Below are 18,253 nucleotides of genomic sequence, written 5' to 3' on the forward strand. Positions count from 1 at the left end.
ACACCCCCGCGGCGCCGCCGCCGAACACAACAGGAGTTTCCGATGGACCAGCAGTTGATCTGTGCGGGCCGCACGGTGATCGTCACCGGCGCCGGGCGCGGGATCGGTCGCGCGCACGCACTCGCCTTCGCCGCGGCGGGGGCCAAGGTGGTGGTCAACGATGTGGGCACCGCGCTCGACGGCGCCGCCACCACCGAGACCCCCGCTCAGCAGGTGGTCGACGAGATCGTCGCCGCCGGCGGCGAGGCGGTCGCCAACTACGACGACGTGGCCGACTGGGCGGGCTCCCGGAACCTGATCCACCAGGCGATCGACACCTTCGGCGGGCTCGACGTGCTGGTGAACAACGCGGGCTTCGTGCGTGACCGCATGCTGGTGAACCTGGGCGAGGACGAATGGGACGCGGTCGTTCGCGTGCACCTCAAGGGCCACTTCGCGACCATGCGGCACGCGGCCGAGTACTGGCGTGGTGAGTCGAAGGCCGGACGTCCGGTGGACGCCCGCATCATCAACACCAGTTCCGGCGCCGGTCTGCAGGGCAGCGTCGGTCAGGGCAATTACGGTGCGGCCAAGGCGGGCATCGCCGGTCTCACCCTCACCGCCTCGGCCGAATTCGGCCGCTACGGGGTAACGGTGAACGCCATCGCCCCCGCCGCGCGCACCCGGATGACCGAAACGGTCTTCGCCGACACCATGGCCGCCCCGGATGGGGGCTTCGACGCCATGGCTCCGGAGAACATCTCGCCACTGGTGGTGTGGCTCGGCAGCACCCAATCCGCCGGGGTGACCGGCCGGATGTTCGAGGTCGAGGGCGGAAAGGTGGCGCTTGCCCAGGGTTGGCGGCACGGTACCGCGGTCGATCGCGGCGCGCGCTGGGACCCGGCCGAGCTGGGGCCGGTCGTCGCGGAATTGCTCGAAAAGAGCGTGCCGCCCGAGCCGGTATACGGTGCATAGCAAACTCGGCGATGTGAGATCGAGTAAAGCTGCTCGGCCTGCACTTTTGCCATGTCACACCCGTTCAGGGGCCTGAACGACTCTTGTGCTCGCCTGCGGGGATCTCCCGGTGGGTTTACTATGGGCTACTGATCGTCGATCCCGGATTGTGTCGCGACCGGGGGTAATGCTGCGCTGAACTACTAAGGGGATGACAAGCGCATGGCCGTTGGTCGCATGTTGCGCGTATTTGCCGCTGCGAGTGTCCTGGCCGGCTGTGCTCTACTCGGGCCGGTGGCCGCCGTGGCCGCACCCGATGGACCGTCCACCCCGGCCGCTCAGGCGCCCGGCAGCGGCAGCAGCGGGCAGGGTAATGGCAGTGGACAAGGGAACACTGGTCACGGAAGCGGTGGCCAGCACAATGGCAACGGGAACAACAGGCCGTTGAAGCTGCCCGGAAGTGGCAGTGGCGACGGCCGTCAAGGCAACGAAGATCCCGAAGGCGCCGGTAACGGCAACAGCCAGGGCGGCGCCGACGGTCAGGGTGATGCCGGTGGCAATGCTCCGGGTGAGCCCGCTGCCGATCCGCACTCGCCCTCGGGTGCCCCGGTCGCCGGCGGTGAATGGCGGCCGCTGGCGATCCCCGGTCAGCCCCACGGTGTCCCGACCAAGCAGGTAGCGGGCCCCGCGTCCGGTTCGGCGGCCGCGGCCACCGGTTCGGCGGCGGTGGGCGGTGCCGGTTCGGCGGCCGCCGGTCTCGTCCTCGGCAGTGGCTCCGCGGGCCTGGGCGTGCTGCTCGGCACCGGCTCGGCCGGTCTGGGTGCGGTTCTCGGCACCGGTTCGGCGGGCGCCGTCGCGGTTCTCGGCACCGGTTCGGCCGCCACGGCCGCCATCCTCGGCACCGGCTCCGCCGCCGGGGCCGCGGTGCTGGGTACGGGTTCGGCCGCCGTGGGTTCCGCCGCGGCGGGCACCGGCTCGGCAGCGGCGGGCCTCGGCGCGGCCGTACTCGGAACCGGCTCCGCCGCAGCGGGTTCGGCAGCCGCGGGCTCCGCAGCCGTGGGTTCGGCCGGTGCGGGTTCGGCCGCGGTCGGTTCGGCCGCCGTGGGCTCGGCGGCAGTGGGCTCGGCGTCGCCGCTGTTGTTGCTGCTGATCCCCATTCCCTCGCCGCCCGCGACCCCGGCCTTACCGCCGATCGCCATTCCGCCCGCACCGGGTGCGCCGTCGGTACCGGCCGTGCCCAACGTGGCGGTGGCGGCTCCGGCCCCCGCCGCCGCGCCACCGGCCGCCGAGGCCCCGGCCCCGCCCGCCGCGGCGCCCGCGCCGGAGGCCGTTGCGGCGGCGCCGAACCATCAGGTGCGGCCGACCAGCGACAACGGTGGCCTGCCCGAACCGAAGCTGCTGTCGGTGATCGGCGGCCTGATCGCACTCACCCTGGCCGGAACCGGTTCGGGCGCAGTCAGTTTCCAAGGTGCCGCCGCCGCCCAAGCGCGGGTGAACGCGGCGCGTGCCGAGTTCTTCGGACCCAGGTCGTGAGGGGATCTTCGATGAGCAGGAGCAAGACCCAGTCCACCTCGCGGTCCTATCGGCGGGTGGCCGCCGCGGTCGACGCGGTGTGCGCGGTCGCCGCCGATTCCGACGCGACCAGCCTCGATGAGGTTGTCGCGGCGGTCTCGCTCGAGCGTCAACGCGAAATCGAGATCACCAGCGCGCAGTTGGGGCCCGGTGTGTGCGGGCAGCGGCGGTTCTATCCCGAACGCGACATCATCGTGCTCGCCGACGCCCTGCCCAGCCGCGACCACACCCTGGCCCACGAACTCGGCCACATCGTCTTCGACCACGAGGGTGCGCCCGCGGTGGAGACCACCCTCGAGGTCAGTGACGACCTGATCGCCTACATGCTCAGTCAGCGGGCCCACGCCCAGATCGTCGAGGACGGAACCGACGACCTGGCCGAGTGGGAGGCCGAGACCTTCGCGGCCATGCTCATGACCCGGCTGCGCGTGTTCAACAACCGTGGCGCAGGCGTCTCGGTCCTTCGATTCGATGAGGCACTCGGATGACACTCTGGTTGACAGCCCTGCTGGTCTGGGTTGCCGCGGGTGCGCGAGTGGGTCGCGTGCTGGTGAAGCCCGCGACGACCGCTCGCGTCGCCATCGTGGTGGCGGTGGCCGCCGTCGCGCTCGCCTCGACGGTCGCCATTCCCGATATCGCCGTCGCCGTCGACAACCTGCTACCCGGCGGGGTGCACAACGGCTGGCTGTCCACCGGCATCGTCGTTTCGGCGTGGATCCTGTTCACCACGGCCACCTCGGTGGTGGCCTCGGCCGCCTGGCCGGTGGTGTCGCGGCGCAATCTGCGCCAGGTGGCGATGGTGGTCTACGGCATCGGCGCGCTCGCGATCGTGCTCACACTGGCGTGGTCGTTCACCTTCGGCTGGATCGTGGTCGCATTCGGTGCGGTCTTCATCGTCACCACCGGCCTGCGCAACCTGGACTGGACCACGCTGGGTCGCGGCATCGCGATCTACACGGCGGGAACGGCTTTGGTGGCGGTGCTCGCCTTCGCCAATGCCGGTCGCGCGTTCCAGGACGCCGCACCGACCCCGCCCGGTGAACCGGCCTGGGCCTGGCCGGCCTGGGAGATCGCGAGTCTGCTGATCTCGCTGGGCGCGGTGTCGATCGTGATCGAGCTGTGGTGGCGGGCCCGAATCCTGCTGCGCCGCATCCGTCCGCTGCACCAGCTGATGATCGGCCGCTTCCCGGACGTGGTCGCCCCCGAGCAGACCGCCACCTCGGCGCAGTTGAAGGCCTCCGATCACGTGGCGCAGGTGATGGACGCGCTGTATCTGCTCGCCGGCAGTGGCATCGTGATCCCCGCGGCCGGTGAACCGCCGAACTCGGTGTCGGAGCGGGCCGCTGTGGTGGCCGAATGGGCTCGAAATCCCTTGGGGGACTTGTTCGTCGACGCGCGCTGGATCGCGCCGCCGCCGGGGGTGAGCCCGCGTGGCTGGGTGCTGGCGATCGCGAGCAAGTTCGAGACGACGGTGGCCGTGGCCGGGTCCGCACCGGAGAAGGCTTCGGCGGGTTAGCCGTGCTCGACCAAAAGGACGGGCCTGAGCTGGTGGTTTCCACCGGCTCAGGCCCGTTCTCCACGTATCCGACGTTGCGCGGTCATACCCAGGACACCAGTAGGTGCGTCAGGTCGACCGCTTCGTTGGTCCTATTCCGTTCCGTCTGGCGGAACTTCGGGCAGCCCTTCGCTGGCCCGCAACTTCTCCGCCATGGAGGTGAGTAGATTCTGTGATTCTTCCGAGAGGTCGAACGCCCGGCTGGACAGTCGACGCAGCCCGTAACCCTGCAACTGCGCGAGCAGCTCCAGGTCGTGATCGATCTTGGCCGCGTAGATGTCGTTGAAGAAGTAATCAGGCTTGACCTTGAAGAACTTCGCCAGCGCGGCCACCGTCTCGTCGGACGGGTTCGTTCGTTGTCCCGACCGCAGCTGCGAGAGATACGGCTTCGAGATCGGATGCCCGGAGGCAGTCAGCGCAGCCGCAACCTCTGCGTTGGTGTGCGGCTTGCGCCCCGGGGGATGCACGGTTTCGAACAGCTTGTTCAGCCGCGCCGCGAAATCAGCCATTGTGAGCCGCCCAATTCCCTTCACTGTACTAACAGTCGTTATCTCGGATACGTATCATTGATATTAGCGGCTCAGTAACTGAAAACCTACGCCTGATTCGGGATTTCTCGGCAGATTCCGCCGCTCACCTGCGTGCAGGGGCGGTGGTGGCCGCGTTTGCGGGCCACGCCAACGACTCTTGTGAAGCCAGAGGGTATCCGGGTTCGTGCCCGTCGCGGGGTTCTTCTACCATGCACCCATGGTAACCCAAAGATAGCTGATGTCTCATGTTCCCCCTTCGCCCGTCGCCTGTGTGGCGTACGACACGTTCCGGGCGCTTTGGGATGAATGTTCAACCTGGGCGCCCGGTTTCGGTGAGGCCAGTCTACAGCCGTTCGATGATCGTGCCGGTGGCGAGTGCGCCACCCGCGCACATGAGCACCATTGCGATGCCTGCGCCCGTTCGTTCGAGCTCGTGTAACGCGGTTGTGATCAGCCGCGAACCGGTGGAACCGACCGGATGCCCGATTGCGATCGCACCGCCGTTGACATTTACCCGTTCCATGTCCGGCTGGTGTACAGCAGCCCACGAAAGTGCAACGGCCGCGAATGCTTCGTTGATCTCGAAAAGATCGATATCGGCAATCGACATTCCGGATCGTTCGAGTAGGCGGGTGCACGCCTGCACCGGCCCGTCGAGATGGAACTCGGGTTCGGCGCCGACGAGGACCTGGGTGTGGATCCGGGCGCGCGGGCGCAAACCCTTTCTCCGCGCTACGGTCTCGTCCATCAGCAGCACCGCCGCCGCGCCGTCGGAGATCTGGGACGAGGTGCCCGCGGTGTGCAGGCCGTCGGCCACCACAGGCTTGAGCGCGGACAGGCCCTCGAGCGTGCTGGCGCGCAGCCCCTGATCGCGGCTGACCTCGGCCTTCTCGCCGGTGGCCGCGCCCTCGCTGTCGAGCACCGGTGCCGCGACGGTGAGCACCTCGCGGTCGAAGCGTCCTTCGGCCCAGGCGCGGGCCGCGGATTGCTGTGAGCGCAAGCCGAATTCGTCCAGGTCGGTGCGAGTGAGTCCGCGTCGCCGGGCGATTCGTTCCGCGGCGCCGAACTGGTCGGGCAGGTCGATCGACCACGACGCCGGCCTGCGCGCGCCCGCCTCGGTGCCCACATTGGCGCCCAGTGGCACCCGGCTCATCGCCTCCACGCCGCAGGCCATGCCCACGTCGATGGCCCCGTCGGCGATCAGGCCCGCGATGAGGTGGCTGGCCTGCTGGGCCGAGCCGCACTGGGCGTCGATGGTGGTCGCGCCCGTCTGCCAGGGCAGGCCGGCGTGCAGCCAGGCGACGCGGGTGACGTTGTTGGACTGTTCGCCCGCCTGGGTGACGCAGCCGCCGATCACCTGCTCTACCTCGGCCGGGTCCAGACCGGCGCGGTCGAGCAGGCCGCGCTGGGCCAGGCCCAGCAGTTCGGCCGCGTGCAAGCCCGACAGTTGCCCGCGCCGTTTGCCGATCGGGGTGCGCACTGCCTCGACGATTACGGGTGTGCCCATCTGATTCTCCCTCTTAACTGCAACGTGTTCTGATCTTGTACCCAGGGTAAAACCGCGAGGTTCTTCCGTCTTCGCAACCCCTGTGCTTGAATGATTGTAGAACGTGTTTCAGTTTGTCGAAGGAGACATCTGGTGGTAGATCCGCGCAACGAACACGCCGGCGGTCTCGCGGCGGACAACCGGCCGAGCCTGCCGGACGGGTTCGACGTCACCGACCCCGACATCTACGCCGAGCGTGTCCCGATGGAGGAGTACGCCGAGCTGCGCCGCACGGCCCCGATCTGGTGGAACCCGCAGCCGCGTGAGGTCGGCGGTTTCCACGACGACGGCTTCTGGGTGGTGAGCAAGCATGCCGACGTGAAAGAGGTGTCGCGGCGCAGCGACGTGTTCTCGACCTACGAGAACACCGCGATCCCGCGCTTCAACGACGACATCCAGCGCGAGCAGATCGAACTGCAGCGCTTCGTGATCCTCAACAAGGACGCACCCGAGCACACCAAACTGCGCAAGCTGATCGCCAAGGGGTTCACCCCGCGCGCGGTCAACGGGCTGCGGGCCGAACTCTCGGCCCGGGCCGAGCAGATCGTGCGCACCGCCGCGGAGTCGGGCTCGGGCGACTTCGTCACCCAGGTGGCCTGTGAGCTGCCACTACAGGCGATCGCCGAGCTGATCGGGATACCGCAGGAAGACCGGATGAAGGTCTTCGAATGGTCCAACGACATGACCGGCTACGACGATCCCGACAATGTCGACATCGACCCGGTCGCGGCGTCGATGGAGCTGCTCGGCTACTCGTACCAGATGGCCGAAGCCCGAAAGAACTCCCCGACCGACGATCTGGTCACCACCCTGATCGAGGCCGACGTCGACGGCGAGGCGCTCACCGCCGAGGAATTCGGCTTCTTCGTGATCCTGCTGGCGGTGGCGGGCAACGAGACCACCCGCAACGCCATCAGCCACGGGATGGACGCCTTCATGGACAATCCCGACCAGTGGGAGCTGTTCAAGAAGGAGCGCCCGGCCACCGCGGTCGACGAGATCATCCGCTGGGCCACCCCGGTCACCTCCTTCCAGCGCACCGCCCTCGAGGACACCGAGCTCGGTGGCGTGCAGATCAAGAAGGGCCAGCGGGTGGTGATGCTGTACCGCTCGGCCAACTTCGACGAGGAGGTCTTCGACCACCCGGAGAAGTTCGACATCATGCGCGAGAACAACCAGCACCTCGCGTTCGGCGGGACCGGTGCGCACTTCTGTGTGGGCGCGAACCTGGCCCGGCTCGAGGTGGAGCTGATCTTCAACGCGATCGCCGACCACCTGCCCGACATCACCAAGGTCGGCGACCCCAAGCGGTTGCGGTCGGGGTGGCTCAACGGGGTCAAGGAACTGCCCGTGGATTATCGGGGTTGTCCTGTGAAGCACTAGGGGAGTGACGAGGCCGGGCGCGCTTATGGGCGTGCCCGGCCTTGTTGTTTGGTGTTGGTAAACGGTATCGGCTGTGTTTGTTGGAGCGCTGGCGCGCTCGAGCGCGGCCCCGAGGGGGCCGCGAGTTAGCCGCCGTTGCTGGCGGCTGCGCCGCGGACGCAACGGCGGCTAACTCGCGGCCGGGCCGCTACGCCGCTTCGCGGCGTCCCCTCCTCGAGGTCGGGGAGGGCGGGGTTGGGAGTGCGGGAGGTGGCCGACTTCGGGTAGTGCCGGGCCGCTGGGAGTGCGGGGAGGTGGCCGACTTCGGGTAGTGCCGGGCCGCTGGAAGTGCGGGGAGGTGGCCGACTTCGGGTAGTGCCGGGCCGCTGGAAGTGCGGGGAGGTGGCCGACTTCGGGTAGTGCCGGGCCGCTGGAAGTGCGGGAGGGTGGCCGACTTCCAGCGGTGCCGGGCAGCTGGGAATGCGGGAGGGTGGCGAAGTCAGGTGGTTGCGGGGCGGGTGGTTGCCATCGCGCGTTCCACTTCCCAGAACGCGCGTAGGGCGGCGATCTTGCCCTCGGTGTCGACCCGGTAGGTGAACACGCCTTCGGCGTCGATCACGTGGCCCGCCATGGTGGTGCGGATCAGGCCGGTGAAGGCGATCTCGTTGCCGCAGGCGAAGGAGTCGGTGAACCGGAATTCGATCGACTCGGCCAGTGCGACGGTCTTGTCCCAGAAGGCGCCGATCGCCTCGTGGCCCCGGTGTCCGACGCCCTCCGGGTCGAAGCCCGAAGGGCCGACCGGGTCTTCGACTATTCCGTCCGTGGCGAACAGGGCGACCCAGGTGGCTTTGTCCTTGGCGCGCACCGCCGACTGGGAGGCCAGGCTCGCCGCCCGGGCCGTGCGGTCTACGGCGGTTTCGGTCACGTGGTCTCCTGAGCGAGGATCGGGTCGGCGATGTACTTCTCGGCGAATCGGCGCAGCGAGTCCTGTTTGGCGGCGAGCTCACCGTCGAAGCCGATGCCGTCGGACAACCACGGCACCACGATGGTGTCGGTGACGCCGGCGTCGGCCAGGTCCTGATAGCCGCTGCGGCCGAACTTGTCGATGCAGACGGCTTGGATCTCGAACGGCACTTCGGTTCTGCCGTATTCGGCGCGCAGCTCGCGCAGGGTGGCGATGGTCGTCTCCAGCTGCTCGAACTTCATCATGGCCGAAGTCCAGCCGTCGCCGACGCGGGCGGCCCGGCGCAGGGCGGGACCGGTGTGGCCGCCGATGTAGAACGGCACACGCTCGCTGGGGGCCGGGCTCATCTGCAACGAGTCGAAGTCGAAGAACTCGCCGTGGAAATCGACCATGCCGCCGTCGAGCACGAGTCTGATCACCTCGATCATCTCGTCGACCCGGGCACCACGACGGGCGTAGGGCACCCCGCACCACTCGAATTCCTCCGGCGCCCAGCCGATGCCGACGCCGAAGCCGAACCGGTTGCCCGACATGTTGGCGATCGAGCCGACCTGGCGGGCCAGCAGCAACGGGTTGCGGGAGCCGAGCTTGAGGACATTGGTGTAGAACCGCAGCTTCGTGGTCACCGCGGCCATCGACGCGGCCGCGATGAGCGGGTCCACCCAGGGCGTGTCCGGTCCCCAGAACCGGCTGCCGTCGGGGGTGTACGGGTAGTCGGCGGCCTGGGACTTCATGTAGAACAGCGAGTCGGGCAGGCCGACCGAGGTGAACCCGCATTCCTCGGCGGTCTTGGCGAGTTCGGTGAGTTGTTCGAGCGGACTGAGCGCGATCCCGAGGGTGAACTTCATTCCGGACGCTCGCTTCCCACTACCCACATCGCGAAGTACTGGGAGCCACCGCCGTACGCGTGACCGAGCGCCTTGCGCGCGTCGGGCACCTGGTAGGCGCCCGCCCGGCCCATCACCTGCTTGGCCGCCTCGGCGAACCGGATCAGCCCGGACGCACCGATCGGGTTGGACGAGAGCACCCCACCCGAGGGGTTCACCGGGATCCGGCCGCCGATCTCGGTCTCACCCTTGTCGGTGAGTTTCCAGCCGTCGCCCTCGGCGGCGAAACCGAGGTTCTCCAACCACATCGGCTCGAACCAGGAGAACGGCACGTAGATCTCGGCGACATCGATCTCTTCGAGCGGATCGCTGATCCCGGCCGTGGCCCACAGCGCAGCCGCCGCGTCACGGCCCGCCCGCGGGTTCACCTGGTCGCGGCCGGCGAACGTGGTGGGCTCGGTGCGCATCGACGTTCCGTGCACCCAGGCGACACGGTTGCCCTCGGCTTCGACCGCCGCGGCGGCCTCGGCATCACCGAGCACGATGGCGCAGGCGCCGTCCGAAGACGGGCACGTCTCGTCGAAACGAATGGGATCCCACAGCATCTGCGATGCCAGCACCGATTCGAGAGTGATGTCGGGCTGGTGCAGGTGGGCCAGGGGATTCTTCGCACCGTTGCGCCGGTCCTTCACCGCCACCTGGGCACCGATGTGCATGGGTGCGTTGGAGCGTCGAATGTAGGAGCGCACGTGCGGAGCGAAGTAGCCGCCCGCGCCCGCGCCGACCGGCATGGTGAACGGCACCGGAATCGACAACGCCCACATGGCATTGGACTCCGACTGCTTCTCCCAGGACACCGCGAGCACCCGCTTGTGGACTCCGGCCTGCACGAGATTAGTGGCGACGATGCCGGTCGACCCGCCCACCGAGCCCGCGGTGTGCACCCGGATCAGCGGTTTCCCGGTAGCACCGAGTGCCTCGGCCATGTACAGCTCGGGCATCATGACGCCCTCGAAGAAGTCGGGTGCCTTGCCGACGACAACGGCGTCGATGTCGGCGATCGTCAGGCCGGCGTCGTCGAGCGCGCGATCGATCGCCTCACGGCACATGCCCGCCATGGACACGTCCGAACGTTTTGTCACGTGATGGGTTTGTCCGGTGCCGAGCACCGCAGCAGGAAAACTCATCGTGAGGGCTCCGATTCCAGGACGGCGACCAGGTTCTGCTGCAGCGCGGGACCGCTGGTCGCATGAGCGAGTGTCCGGTTCGCGGTACCGGACATGATGGCCTCGGCGGCACAGCCGATACGTTCCAGCCCCGCCGCGAACATCGGGTTGGCGGCCAGCGCGCCACCGGAGGGATTCAGCACGGTCTCGGGAGACAGACCGATGGCTTCGGCCAGGATCAGCTGCTGGTGACTGAACGGTGCGTGCAGTTCGGCCACATCGAAGCGGGTATCACCACCGGTGGCCGCCGCGGCGGCCCTCGTGGTCGAGGGGGAGCGGGTCAGGTCGCGGGAGCCGAGGGCTTGGGCGTCGATGTTGTGCGCCATACCGGTGATCCAGGCGGGGCGTTCGCACAGCTGCCTGGCCCGGTCGCCGACCGCCAGCACGATCGCGGCGGCACCGTCGGTGATCGGCGCGATGTCGTGGGCGCGCAACGGATCGGCCACATACGGTGCGGCGAGCAGCGATTCCACATCGTCACCGAGCACGGCAGCCATCTGCTGTTCGGTCCAGCGGCCCGAATCCAGGCAGGCACGCGCCTGCAAGCCGGCGATCGACACCGCGTCCGGCCACAGCGGTGCGACCAGATACGGGTCGAGCTGCATGGTGAGGACCTGGCGCAGAGTACCGGCCGAGGCCTTGCCGAAGCCGTACACCAGGGCGGTCTCGGCTTGGCCCGAGCGCAGCTTCACCCAGGCCTCGTAGAGCGCCCAGGCCGCGTCCATCTCCACGTGCGACTCGTTGATCGGGGGCACCGCCCCGATCGCGTCGATGGCGGAGATGAAGGAGAAGGCGCGCCCGGCCATGAAGTCCGAGGATCCCGAGCACCAGAAGTCGATATCGGACTTGGTGATGTTCAGGGTGTCGTAGAGCTGCTGGAAGCACGGCACGAGCATCTCGACGCCGTTGGTGGTGCCGTGGGTTTCCGGCACGTGCGGTGCGTGGGCGAACCCCACGACCGCGATTTCGGGTGTGGTGGTCAAGGTCGCCTCTCTAGAGGTGGTGCTGGTAGGACTCGTACGGGGCATCGGGCTCACCGCTGGGCCGGAAGTGGTCGATATTGGCCAGGGCATGGCCCCACTCCTCGCGGGGCTTCCACACCGCCTCCACGCGCATGCCCATCCGCACCTCGCTGGCCTCGCAGCCGAGGACCAGGTGCAGGAAGGGGATGTCGGCACCGTCGAGCAGCACGTAGGCGGCCACGTAGGGCGGTTTGATCCGCTGGCCGAGGAAGGGCACGTTGACGATGCAGAAGGTGGTCACTGTGCCCTTGTCGGGCAGTTCCACCAGGTCGCTGGTCGGGGTGCCATCGGTCGGGTTCGCGCCGCGCGGCGGGAAGTACACCGCGCCACCGGTTTCGGAGCGGCCGCCGATCAGCTTGCCTTCGGCCAGTCCGCGCAGGTAGATGCTCTCCTGTGGGGACGCGGTGTGCTTGTAGGCGAGGTCGACGGGGGTGGTCAGCATGGTGACCGGTTCGCCGTCGGAAGCGGTCGGGCCGGTGGTGTGCTCGCCGGGTTCGAAGCAGGCGATGTCCTGGATGCGGCCGGTGCGTTCGTCGGCCCAGCGGGCGCTGACCCGCATTCCGGTGCTCAGTTCTTCGGGTGCGGACACGTCGAGGGCGTGCAGTAGGGCGGTGTCCGCGCCGTCGAGCTGGATCAACGCCCACGCGAACGGGCGGTCGAAGGGCTGGCCGGGCAGCGGTTCCGATACCCACGTCCACGAGGTGAGGGTGCCTGTCGTCGCGACCTCGACCAGCTCGTCGAGTGGAGCGCTGGTGTGCGGATCGTACTCCGGTGGCGGCACCAGCACGCGGCCGTCGCTGCCGCGCACGCCGAGTATCCGGCGATCGCGCAAGCCGGTCAGGAAGGCGCCGATGATGGGTCCGACGGACCTGGTGTAGTCGAATCGCACCCGGAGGGGTGCGCTCAATGATTCCACTGCGGTATTCCCCTGGGTCACGATATCGAGTAGAACAGGTTCTTATTCTGCTCGCAAGGATTTGCCGAAAGGGCGCCGATCATGAAATTCGGACTGCAGCTCGGATACTGGGGCGCACAGCCGCCCACCGACGTCGGCGAGCTGGTGATCGCGGCCGAGGAATCGGGCTTCGACGCGGTGTTCGCCGCCGAGTCGTGGGGCTCGGACGCCTTCGCGCCGCTGGCCTGGTGGGGCTCGGCGACCCAGCGGGTGCGTCTGGGGACCTCGGTGGCGCAGATGTCGGCACGCACCCCGGCGGCCACCGCCATGCACGCGCTCACCCTCGACCACCTCAGCGGCGGCCGGGCGGTGCTCGGCCTGGGCGTTTCCGGCCCGCAGGTGGTGGAAGGCTGGTACGGGCAGCCGTTCGCCCAGCCGTTGCGGCGCACCCGCGAATACGTCGACATCGTGCGGCAGGTGCTGGCCCGTGAGGCGCCGGTGACCTCGGCCGGCAAGCACTACCGGCTGCCCTACGACGGTCCGGGCGCCACCGGCTTGGGCAAACCGCTCAAGCCGATCGTGCATCCGCTGCGCGCTGAGCTGCCGATCTGGCTGGGTGCCGAGGGTCCGAAAAATGTCGCCCAGACCGCGGAGATCGCCGACGGCTGGCTCGCCATCTACTACGCGCCGCGCCTGGCCGGCATGTACGACGAATGGCTCGACGAGGGCTTCGCGCGCGCGGGTGCCCGCCGGTCGCGCGCCGATTTCGAGATCGCCGCCAGCGCCCAGGTGGTGGTCACCGACGACCCCGCCGCCGAGATCGAGCGGATGCGCTGGGTGAGCGCGCTCTACATCGGCGGCATGGGCGCACCGGAGCTGAACTTCCACGCCCAGGTGTACCGGCGGATGGGCTACGGCGCCGAGGTCGACGAGATCTCGGCGTTGTTCCAGGCCGGGCGCAAGGCCGAGGCCGCCGCCGCGGTGCCCGACGAGCTGATCACCGACACCGCCATCTTCGGCGACGAGGCGCATGTGCGCGCACGCTTGCGGGAATGGGAGGACGCCGGTGTGACAATGATGTTGATCTCGGTTTCCGATGCCGAGCAACTTCGTCGGCTCCAACCCCTTGTCGAGCAGTAGAACACGTTCTAAATTCAAAGGGTGAGCAGCCAGCAGACAACGGAAGTCCTCGGACTGTGGAATATCGCCGCGGCCGATCCCGAGCGGATCGCCGTCGTCGACCCGGACGGCCACGAGATCACCTATCGAGAATTGGCCACCCTCGCCAACCGCTACGCCAACGGATTGCGCGGCATCGGATTGCGTACCGGCGACGTCGTCGTCAGCATGCTGCACAACGGTGTCGAAGCCATCGCCGCGTACTTCGCCGCCTACCAGGCGGGGCTCTACATCGTCGCGGTGAACTGGCACCTCACCGCGCCCGAGATCGCCTACATCCTCGGCGACAGCGACGCGGCGGCCTTCCTGGCCAGTGAACGGTTCGCCGCCACCGCCGCCGAAGCCGCCGAACTCGCCGAACTGTCCGACGACGCCCGCTTCGCCGTCGGCACGATCCCCGGCTTCCGGCCGGTGTCGTGGCTGGGCGCGGCCGACACCGGCCGCCCACCGGAGCGTTCGGTCGGCGCGCCGATGCTCTACACCTCCGGAACCACCGGGCGGCCCAAGGGTGTTCGCCGCCCGCTCACCGGCGCCGACCCCGACGAAGTACCCGCCCCGAACAAGGCGTTCTTCAGCCTCTTCGGCCTCGCGCCCTACGACAACCACGTGCACATCTGCGGTTCCCCGCTCTATCACACCGCCGTACTGAACTTCTCCACCATCTCGATCCAGCTGGGGCACAAGCTCGTGCTGATGGACCGTTGGGGCGCCGAGGACATGCTCGCGCTCATCGACCGCCACCGCGTGACCCACAGCCACATGGTGCCCACCCAGTTCCACCGCCTGCTCGCCCTGCCCGAGGACGTGCGCGCCCGCTACGACGTGTCCTCGCTGCGCAGCATGGTCCACGGTGCGGCGCCGTGCCCACCCCAGACCAAGCGCCAGATGCTCGAGTGGTGGGGCCCCGTGGTCACCGAGTACTACGCGGCCACCGAAGGCGGCGGCACCGTGATCAGCGGAGCCGAATGGCTGCGCAAACCGGGTTCGGTCGGCAAAGCCTGGCCGTGGTCGGTGATCAAGATCCTCGACGAGGCCGACGGCAGCGAACTGCCCCCCGGCAAAGAGGGCCTGGTCTACATGAAGATGGGCGCCTCGAGCTTCGAATACCACCACGCCAAGGAGAAGACCGAGGAATCGCGCGTCGGTGACCTGTTCACCGTCGGCGACATCGGCTACCTCGACGAAGACGGCTACCTGTTCCTGTGCGACCGCCGCTCGGACCTGATCCTGTCGGGCGGGGTGAACATCTACCCCGCCGAAATCGAAGGCGTCCTGATGAGCCACCCGAAGGTCGCCGACGTAGCGGTCCTCGGGGTACCCGACCCGGACTGGGGCCAGCAGGTGAAGGCGTTCGTGCAACCGGTCGACGGGATGGCCGGCGACGACGAACTCACCACCGACCTGCTCGCCTTCGCCGCCGGTCAGCTCGCCAAATACAAGCTGCCCCGCACGGTGGAATACCGCACCGAACTGCCCCGCGACCCCAACGGCAAGCTGTACAAACGCCGCCTGCTGTGAAACCGGCTGCCGCTCAAGAGGCTTCGCGCCACTCGGGCGGCAGCCCGAACAGCGGGAACAGGCGCTCGGTGTCGAGGAAGAAGTTGAGGCCGGCGATGGTGCCGCCCTCGAGTTCGAGCACCGTGATCGACCACGGCACCCACACTCCCGGCTCCTCGCCGGGCTTGTAATGCCCGAAGGCGGGCAGCCCATTGGCCCCCGCCAACGGCACCATCCGCGAATCGCGGCACGCGCTGCCGGTACCGAGCATGAACGCCGCCACGTTCTCCGGACCGGAGATCCACAGATCGAACGGCGGCATCGACAGCGCCACATCGGCTTTCAGCAACGTGGTGAGCGTGTCCATGTCATAGGCCTCGAAAGCGCTGACGAAGTCGTCGACCAGTTTGCGCTGCTCGGGATCGGCCTCGTCGAAACCGCCGGTGACCGAGGGCTGCACCTTCGACATGGTGGCCCTGGCACGCTGCAGGGCACTGTTCACCGAAGCGGGCGACATCATCAGCGCCTCGGCGGTCTCCCCGGCCGAGAACCGCAGCACCTCGCGCATGATCAGGATCGCGCGCTGCGTGGCGGGCAGATGCTGACACGCGGCCACGAAAGCCAACCGCAACGTGTCCTTGGTCGAGGCGTGCTCGGCCGGATCAGCGCCGAAGGCCAAACCGTTGGGGATCGGCTCGATCCACACATAGTCGGGTTGCGGCATCGGCAACGGGGAATCCGGGCGGCCGGGACCATTGAGATCCATCGGCCGCGCCCGGCTCTGCGGACGATCCAGCATGTCCAGACAGATGTTGGTCGCGATCTTGTACAGCCACGACCGCAGACTCGCGCGACCCTCGAACGAACCGTAGGAACGCCAGGCACGGGTGAAGGTCTCCTGCACCGCGTCCTCGGCCTCGAACGAGGAGCCGAGCATGCGGTAGGCGTACGCGCACAGCTCGCGGCGATGGGTCTCGAATTCGGCCAGAACCTCAGGATCCGGGCCGGTGGTGGCGGTTGTGGCGTCGCTCATGGTTTCACGATGCCACAGGGGTCCGACAGCCGACAGAGCACAAATCGGACTACCGATGTTTCCGGGGAATTTCCGGCCGCGCGATGAATCCGGCGGCACCGGCGCGTCTACATGAACAAGACCGCAACGACGCTCCGAAAGGCTGATTCCATGAGCAGCAAGATGATCTTCATCAACCTCCCCGTCGCCGACCTCGACCGCTCCAAAGGCTTCTACGAAGCCCTCGGCTGGAAGGTCAACGAGGACTTCACCGACCAGAACGCGGCCTGCATCGTGATCGACGACAACATCTGCCTGATGCTGCTGACCAAGGAGTTCTTCACCGCGTTCAGCAAGCGTGCGATCGCTGATACCGCCGGGCAGGTGGGGGCGGCTTACGCGCTGTCGCTGGGCAGCGTGGCGGAAGTGGACGCGCTGACCGATGCCGCACTGGGTGCGGGGGCTACCGAGGAGGTCAATGCTGACAAGCGGGCCGAGGAGGCTCAGGTGGGGATGCACGGGCGGACCTTCATCGATCCCGACGGGCATCAGTGGGAGCCGTTCTTCATGAACTACCCGGGGGCGTGAGCGCCGGGCATCGCAGCGAGCAGCCTTGACAAATCCCACGTTGAATCCCGAATCGGGTATCATCGTGGGATGAGCTCGCAGATTACAGTTCGACTCCCAGAGCAAACCGTTGACTGGCTTGATTCCGTCATCGCGAAGGGTGACGCGTCCAGCCGCGCGGTCATCATCGAACAGGCCCTTGTTCGTGAACGACTGCGCCGGGCGGCCGAAGCCGATGCCGCGATTCTGGCCGCCGTGCAAGGCGCCGCCGACGACGACATGGATGATCTCGCGGCGTACGCGGCACGGACCTCCATGGACGATCTCGCGTGAGGCCGATCCATCTCGCGCGTCTGGACAAGACGCGCCCGGTGCTCGTGCTCACTCGCGAAGCGGTGCGTCCCTTTTTGGCCAGGGTTACGGTTGCGCCGATCACCAGCACTGTTCGTGGGCTGTCGACCGAAGTGCCGGTCGGTCGCCGCAACGGGCTCGAGCACGACAGTGTCGTGTCGTGCGACAACATTGTCACCATCCCGGTTGCCGACCTCGGCAAGGTCATCGGTTATCTGAATGCTGACGCCGAGCCTGCGCTCACCGCGGCGATCCGTTCCGCATTCGAGCTGATCTGACAGGGGGGACCGGAGTCGACTCGGCCGCCTCGATCAGCTTGTGACCGGGTGCGGGCGGTGGCGCACCCGGGCGGTGCGCCACCGGCTACGAACCGGTGAAAGTGGGCTTGCGCTTTTCGGCGAAGGCTTTGGGGCCTTCCTTGGCGTCGGCGGACTTGAAGACTGCGGCGCCGAGTTCGGCGTCCACCTTGAAGGCGTCGTTTTCGTGCATGCCTTCGGTGTCGCGGATGGTCTTCAGGATCGCTTGGACGGCGAGGGGGCCGTTGGCGGCGATCATGGTGGCCAGTTCGATGGCCTTGTCCAGGGCGGTGCCGTCGGGGACCACGTGGCCGATGAGGCCGATCTCCTTGGCCTCGGCTGCCTTGACGTGGCGGCCGGTGAGCAGGAGGTCGGCGGCGACGGTGTAGGGGATCTGGCGGGTGAGGCGGACGGCGGAGCCGCCGAGTGGGAACAGGCCCCAGCGGGGTTCGGAGACGCCGAATTTGGCGCTCTCGCCGGCCACCCGGATGTCGGTGCCCTGCAGGATTTCGGTGCCACCCGCGATGGCGGGGCCCTCGACGGCGGCGATCAGCGGCTTGGTGAGCCTGCGGCCCTTGAGCAGCGCGTCGATGCGGGACAGATCCCAGCCGCCGCCTTTGAACGAATCACCGGGGTGCTGAGCGGTCATCGCCTTCAGGTCGGCGCCCGCGCAGAAGGAGCCACCGGCTCCGGTGAGGATCGCGACGCGGATGTCGGGATCGCTGTCCACCTGGTCCCAGGCGTCGCGCATGATCGCCATCATCTCGGCCGAGAGCGCGTTGCGCGCCTCGGGCCGGTTCATGGTGACGATGAGGACATGGTCGCGTTTTTCGACCAGGCAGTGGGACATCCGAGATCTCCTGACGTTCGAGCGCTGTGATCGGGCGCAGGCCCATTACTTAAAAATGTAACACGTTCT

19 protein-coding genes are annotated in these 18,253 nt (G+C 67.9%); 10 read left to right on the forward strand and 9 right to left on the reverse strand.

Features of this window, described 5'->3' with window-relative positions; all coding sequences use genetic code 11:
- The first annotated feature begins 42 nt into the window (after positions 1 to 42).
- The 4 genes from ACFO5K_RS23745 to ACFO5K_RS23760 all read left to right on the forward strand — a co-directional run bounded on the left by ACFO5K_RS23745 (position 43) and on the right by ACFO5K_RS23760 (position 4,021).
- Positions 43 to 954 (forward strand): SDR family oxidoreductase, encoded by a 912-nt coding sequence (locus tag ACFO5K_RS23745; RefSeq protein WP_378567193.1) that lies wholly within the window; start codon positions 43 to 45, stop codon positions 952 to 954.
- A 423-nt stretch (positions 955 to 1,377) separates the two neighbouring features.
- The gene (locus tag ACFO5K_RS23750; RefSeq protein WP_378567196.1) at positions 1,378 to 2,466 is read left to right on the forward strand and encodes a hypothetical protein; all 1,089 of its coding nucleotides are present in this window, start codon (positions 1,378 to 1,380) and stop codon (positions 2,464 to 2,466) included.
- Positions 2,467 to 2,477: 11 nt separating this feature from the next.
- Positions 2,478 to 2,993, forward strand: coding sequence for an ImmA/IrrE family metallo-endopeptidase (locus ACFO5K_RS23755; RefSeq protein ID WP_378567199.1), 516 nt, complete (start codon positions 2,478 to 2,480; stop codon positions 2,991 to 2,993).
- Positions 2,990 to 4,021 (forward strand): hypothetical protein, encoded by a 1,032-nt coding sequence (locus ACFO5K_RS23760; protein ID WP_378567202.1) that lies wholly within the window; start codon positions 2,990 to 2,992, stop codon positions 4,019 to 4,021. The genes ACFO5K_RS23755 and ACFO5K_RS23760 overlap by 4 nt, the downstream gene beginning before the upstream one ends.
- Positions 4,022 to 4,152: 131 nt before the next feature.
- Here the strand turns inward: ACFO5K_RS23760 and ACFO5K_RS23765 are convergent, their stop codons facing one another.
- Positions 4,153 to 4,569: a helix-turn-helix domain-containing protein gene (locus ACFO5K_RS23765; RefSeq protein ID WP_033244044.1), complete on the reverse strand. Its 417-nt coding sequence runs from the start codon at positions 4,567 to 4,569 to the stop codon at positions 4,153 to 4,155.
- Between the two features lie 364 nt (positions 4,570 to 4,933).
- Positions 4,934 to 6,097 carry a steroid 3-ketoacyl-CoA thiolase gene (locus ACFO5K_RS23770; RefSeq protein WP_378567205.1) on the reverse strand — a complete coding sequence of 388 codons (1,164 nt, stop codon included), beginning with the start codon at positions 6,095 to 6,097 and terminating at the stop codon, positions 4,934 to 4,936.
- A 132-nt stretch (positions 6,098 to 6,229) separates the two neighbouring features.
- Here ACFO5K_RS23770 and ACFO5K_RS23775 point away from each other — a divergent pair, with 132 nt between their 5' ends.
- On the forward strand, positions 6,230 to 7,519 hold the full coding sequence (locus ACFO5K_RS23775; protein ID WP_378567208.1) for a cytochrome P450: 1,290 nt from the start codon (positions 6,230 to 6,232) through the stop codon (positions 7,517 to 7,519).
- A gap of 478 nt (positions 7,520 to 7,997) precedes the next feature.
- Here ACFO5K_RS23775 and ACFO5K_RS23780 read toward each other — a convergent pair whose 3' ends face one another.
- The 5 genes from ACFO5K_RS23780 to ACFO5K_RS23800 are packed head-to-tail and all read right to left on the reverse strand — an operon-like array spanning position 7,998 to position 12,474.
- Entirely contained in the window at positions 7,998 to 8,423 is a 426-nt protein-coding gene (locus ACFO5K_RS23780; RefSeq protein ID WP_378567211.1) for a nuclear transport factor 2 family protein, read from the reverse strand.
- A complete protein-coding gene (locus tag ACFO5K_RS23785) occupies positions 8,420 to 9,310 on the reverse strand; it encodes a TIGR03619 family F420-dependent LLM class oxidoreductase (protein WP_378567214.1) in 891 nt (296 codons plus the stop codon). The genes ACFO5K_RS23780 and ACFO5K_RS23785 overlap by 4 nt, the downstream gene beginning before the upstream one ends.
- Entirely contained in the window at positions 9,307 to 10,476 is a 1,170-nt protein-coding gene (locus ACFO5K_RS23790; protein WP_378567217.1) for a thiolase domain-containing protein, read from the reverse strand. The genes ACFO5K_RS23785 and ACFO5K_RS23790 overlap by 4 nt, the downstream gene beginning before the upstream one ends.
- Positions 10,473 to 11,498, reverse strand: coding sequence for a thiolase domain-containing protein (locus ACFO5K_RS23795; protein ID WP_378567220.1), 1,026 nt, complete (start codon positions 11,496 to 11,498; stop codon positions 10,473 to 10,475). The genes ACFO5K_RS23790 and ACFO5K_RS23795 overlap by 4 nt, the downstream gene beginning before the upstream one ends.
- Positions 11,499 to 11,508: 10 nt before the next feature.
- Complete coding sequence (locus ACFO5K_RS23800; protein ID WP_378567223.1) at positions 11,509 to 12,474, reverse strand: Zn-ribbon domain-containing OB-fold protein; 966 nt, start codon at positions 12,472 to 12,474, stop codon at positions 11,509 to 11,511.
- A 60-nt stretch (positions 12,475 to 12,534) separates the two neighbouring features.
- Here ACFO5K_RS23800 and ACFO5K_RS23805 point away from each other — a divergent pair, with 60 nt between their 5' ends.
- The gene (locus ACFO5K_RS23805; protein WP_378567226.1) at positions 12,535 to 13,572 is read left to right on the forward strand and encodes an LLM class F420-dependent oxidoreductase; all 1,038 of its coding nucleotides are present in this window, start codon (positions 12,535 to 12,537) and stop codon (positions 13,570 to 13,572) included.
- Between the two features lie 21 nt (positions 13,573 to 13,593).
- Positions 13,594 to 15,129, forward strand: a complete 1,536-nt coding sequence (locus ACFO5K_RS23810) for an acyl-CoA synthetase (RefSeq protein ID WP_378567229.1) — start codon at positions 13,594 to 13,596, stop codon at positions 15,127 to 15,129.
- A gap of 13 nt (positions 15,130 to 15,142) precedes the next feature.
- Here ACFO5K_RS23810 and ACFO5K_RS23815 read toward each other — a convergent pair whose 3' ends face one another.
- Positions 15,143 to 16,141: a sigma-70 family RNA polymerase sigma factor gene (locus tag ACFO5K_RS23815; protein ID WP_378567232.1), complete on the reverse strand. Its 999-nt coding sequence runs from the start codon at positions 16,139 to 16,141 to the stop codon at positions 15,143 to 15,145.
- Positions 16,142 to 16,291: 150 nt separating this feature from the next.
- Here ACFO5K_RS23815 and ACFO5K_RS23820 point away from each other — a divergent pair, with 150 nt between their 5' ends.
- The 3 genes from ACFO5K_RS23820 (at position 16,292) to ACFO5K_RS23830 (ending at position 17,316) form a co-directional block, all read left to right on the forward strand.
- Complete coding sequence (locus ACFO5K_RS23820; protein ID WP_378567235.1) at positions 16,292 to 16,708, forward strand: VOC family protein; 417 nt, start codon at positions 16,292 to 16,294, stop codon at positions 16,706 to 16,708.
- Positions 16,709 to 16,777: 69 nt separating this feature from the next.
- Positions 16,778 to 17,020 (forward strand): ribbon-helix-helix protein, CopG family, encoded by a 243-nt coding sequence (locus tag ACFO5K_RS23825; protein WP_378567238.1) that lies wholly within the window; start codon positions 16,778 to 16,780, stop codon positions 17,018 to 17,020.
- Positions 17,017 to 17,316: a type II toxin-antitoxin system PemK/MazF family toxin gene (locus ACFO5K_RS23830; RefSeq protein WP_378567241.1), complete on the forward strand. Its 300-nt coding sequence runs from the start codon at positions 17,017 to 17,019 to the stop codon at positions 17,314 to 17,316. Before ACFO5K_RS23825 ends, ACFO5K_RS23830 begins: the two co-directional genes overlap by 4 nt.
- A gap of 85 nt (positions 17,317 to 17,401) precedes the next feature.
- On the opposite strand, the gene ACFO5K_RS23835 is transcribed toward ACFO5K_RS23830, so the two are convergent.
- Complete coding sequence (locus tag ACFO5K_RS23835) at positions 17,402 to 18,184, reverse strand: crotonase/enoyl-CoA hydratase family protein (protein WP_378567244.1); 783 nt, start codon at positions 18,182 to 18,184, stop codon at positions 17,402 to 17,404.
- Positions 18,185 to 18,253 lie beyond the last annotated feature (69 nt).

It is taken from the genome of Nocardia halotolerans, assembly GCF_042650145.1.
In the GTDB taxonomy this organism is placed as follows: domain Bacteria; phylum Actinomycetota; class Actinomycetes; order Mycobacteriales; family Mycobacteriaceae; genus Nocardia; species Nocardia halotolerans.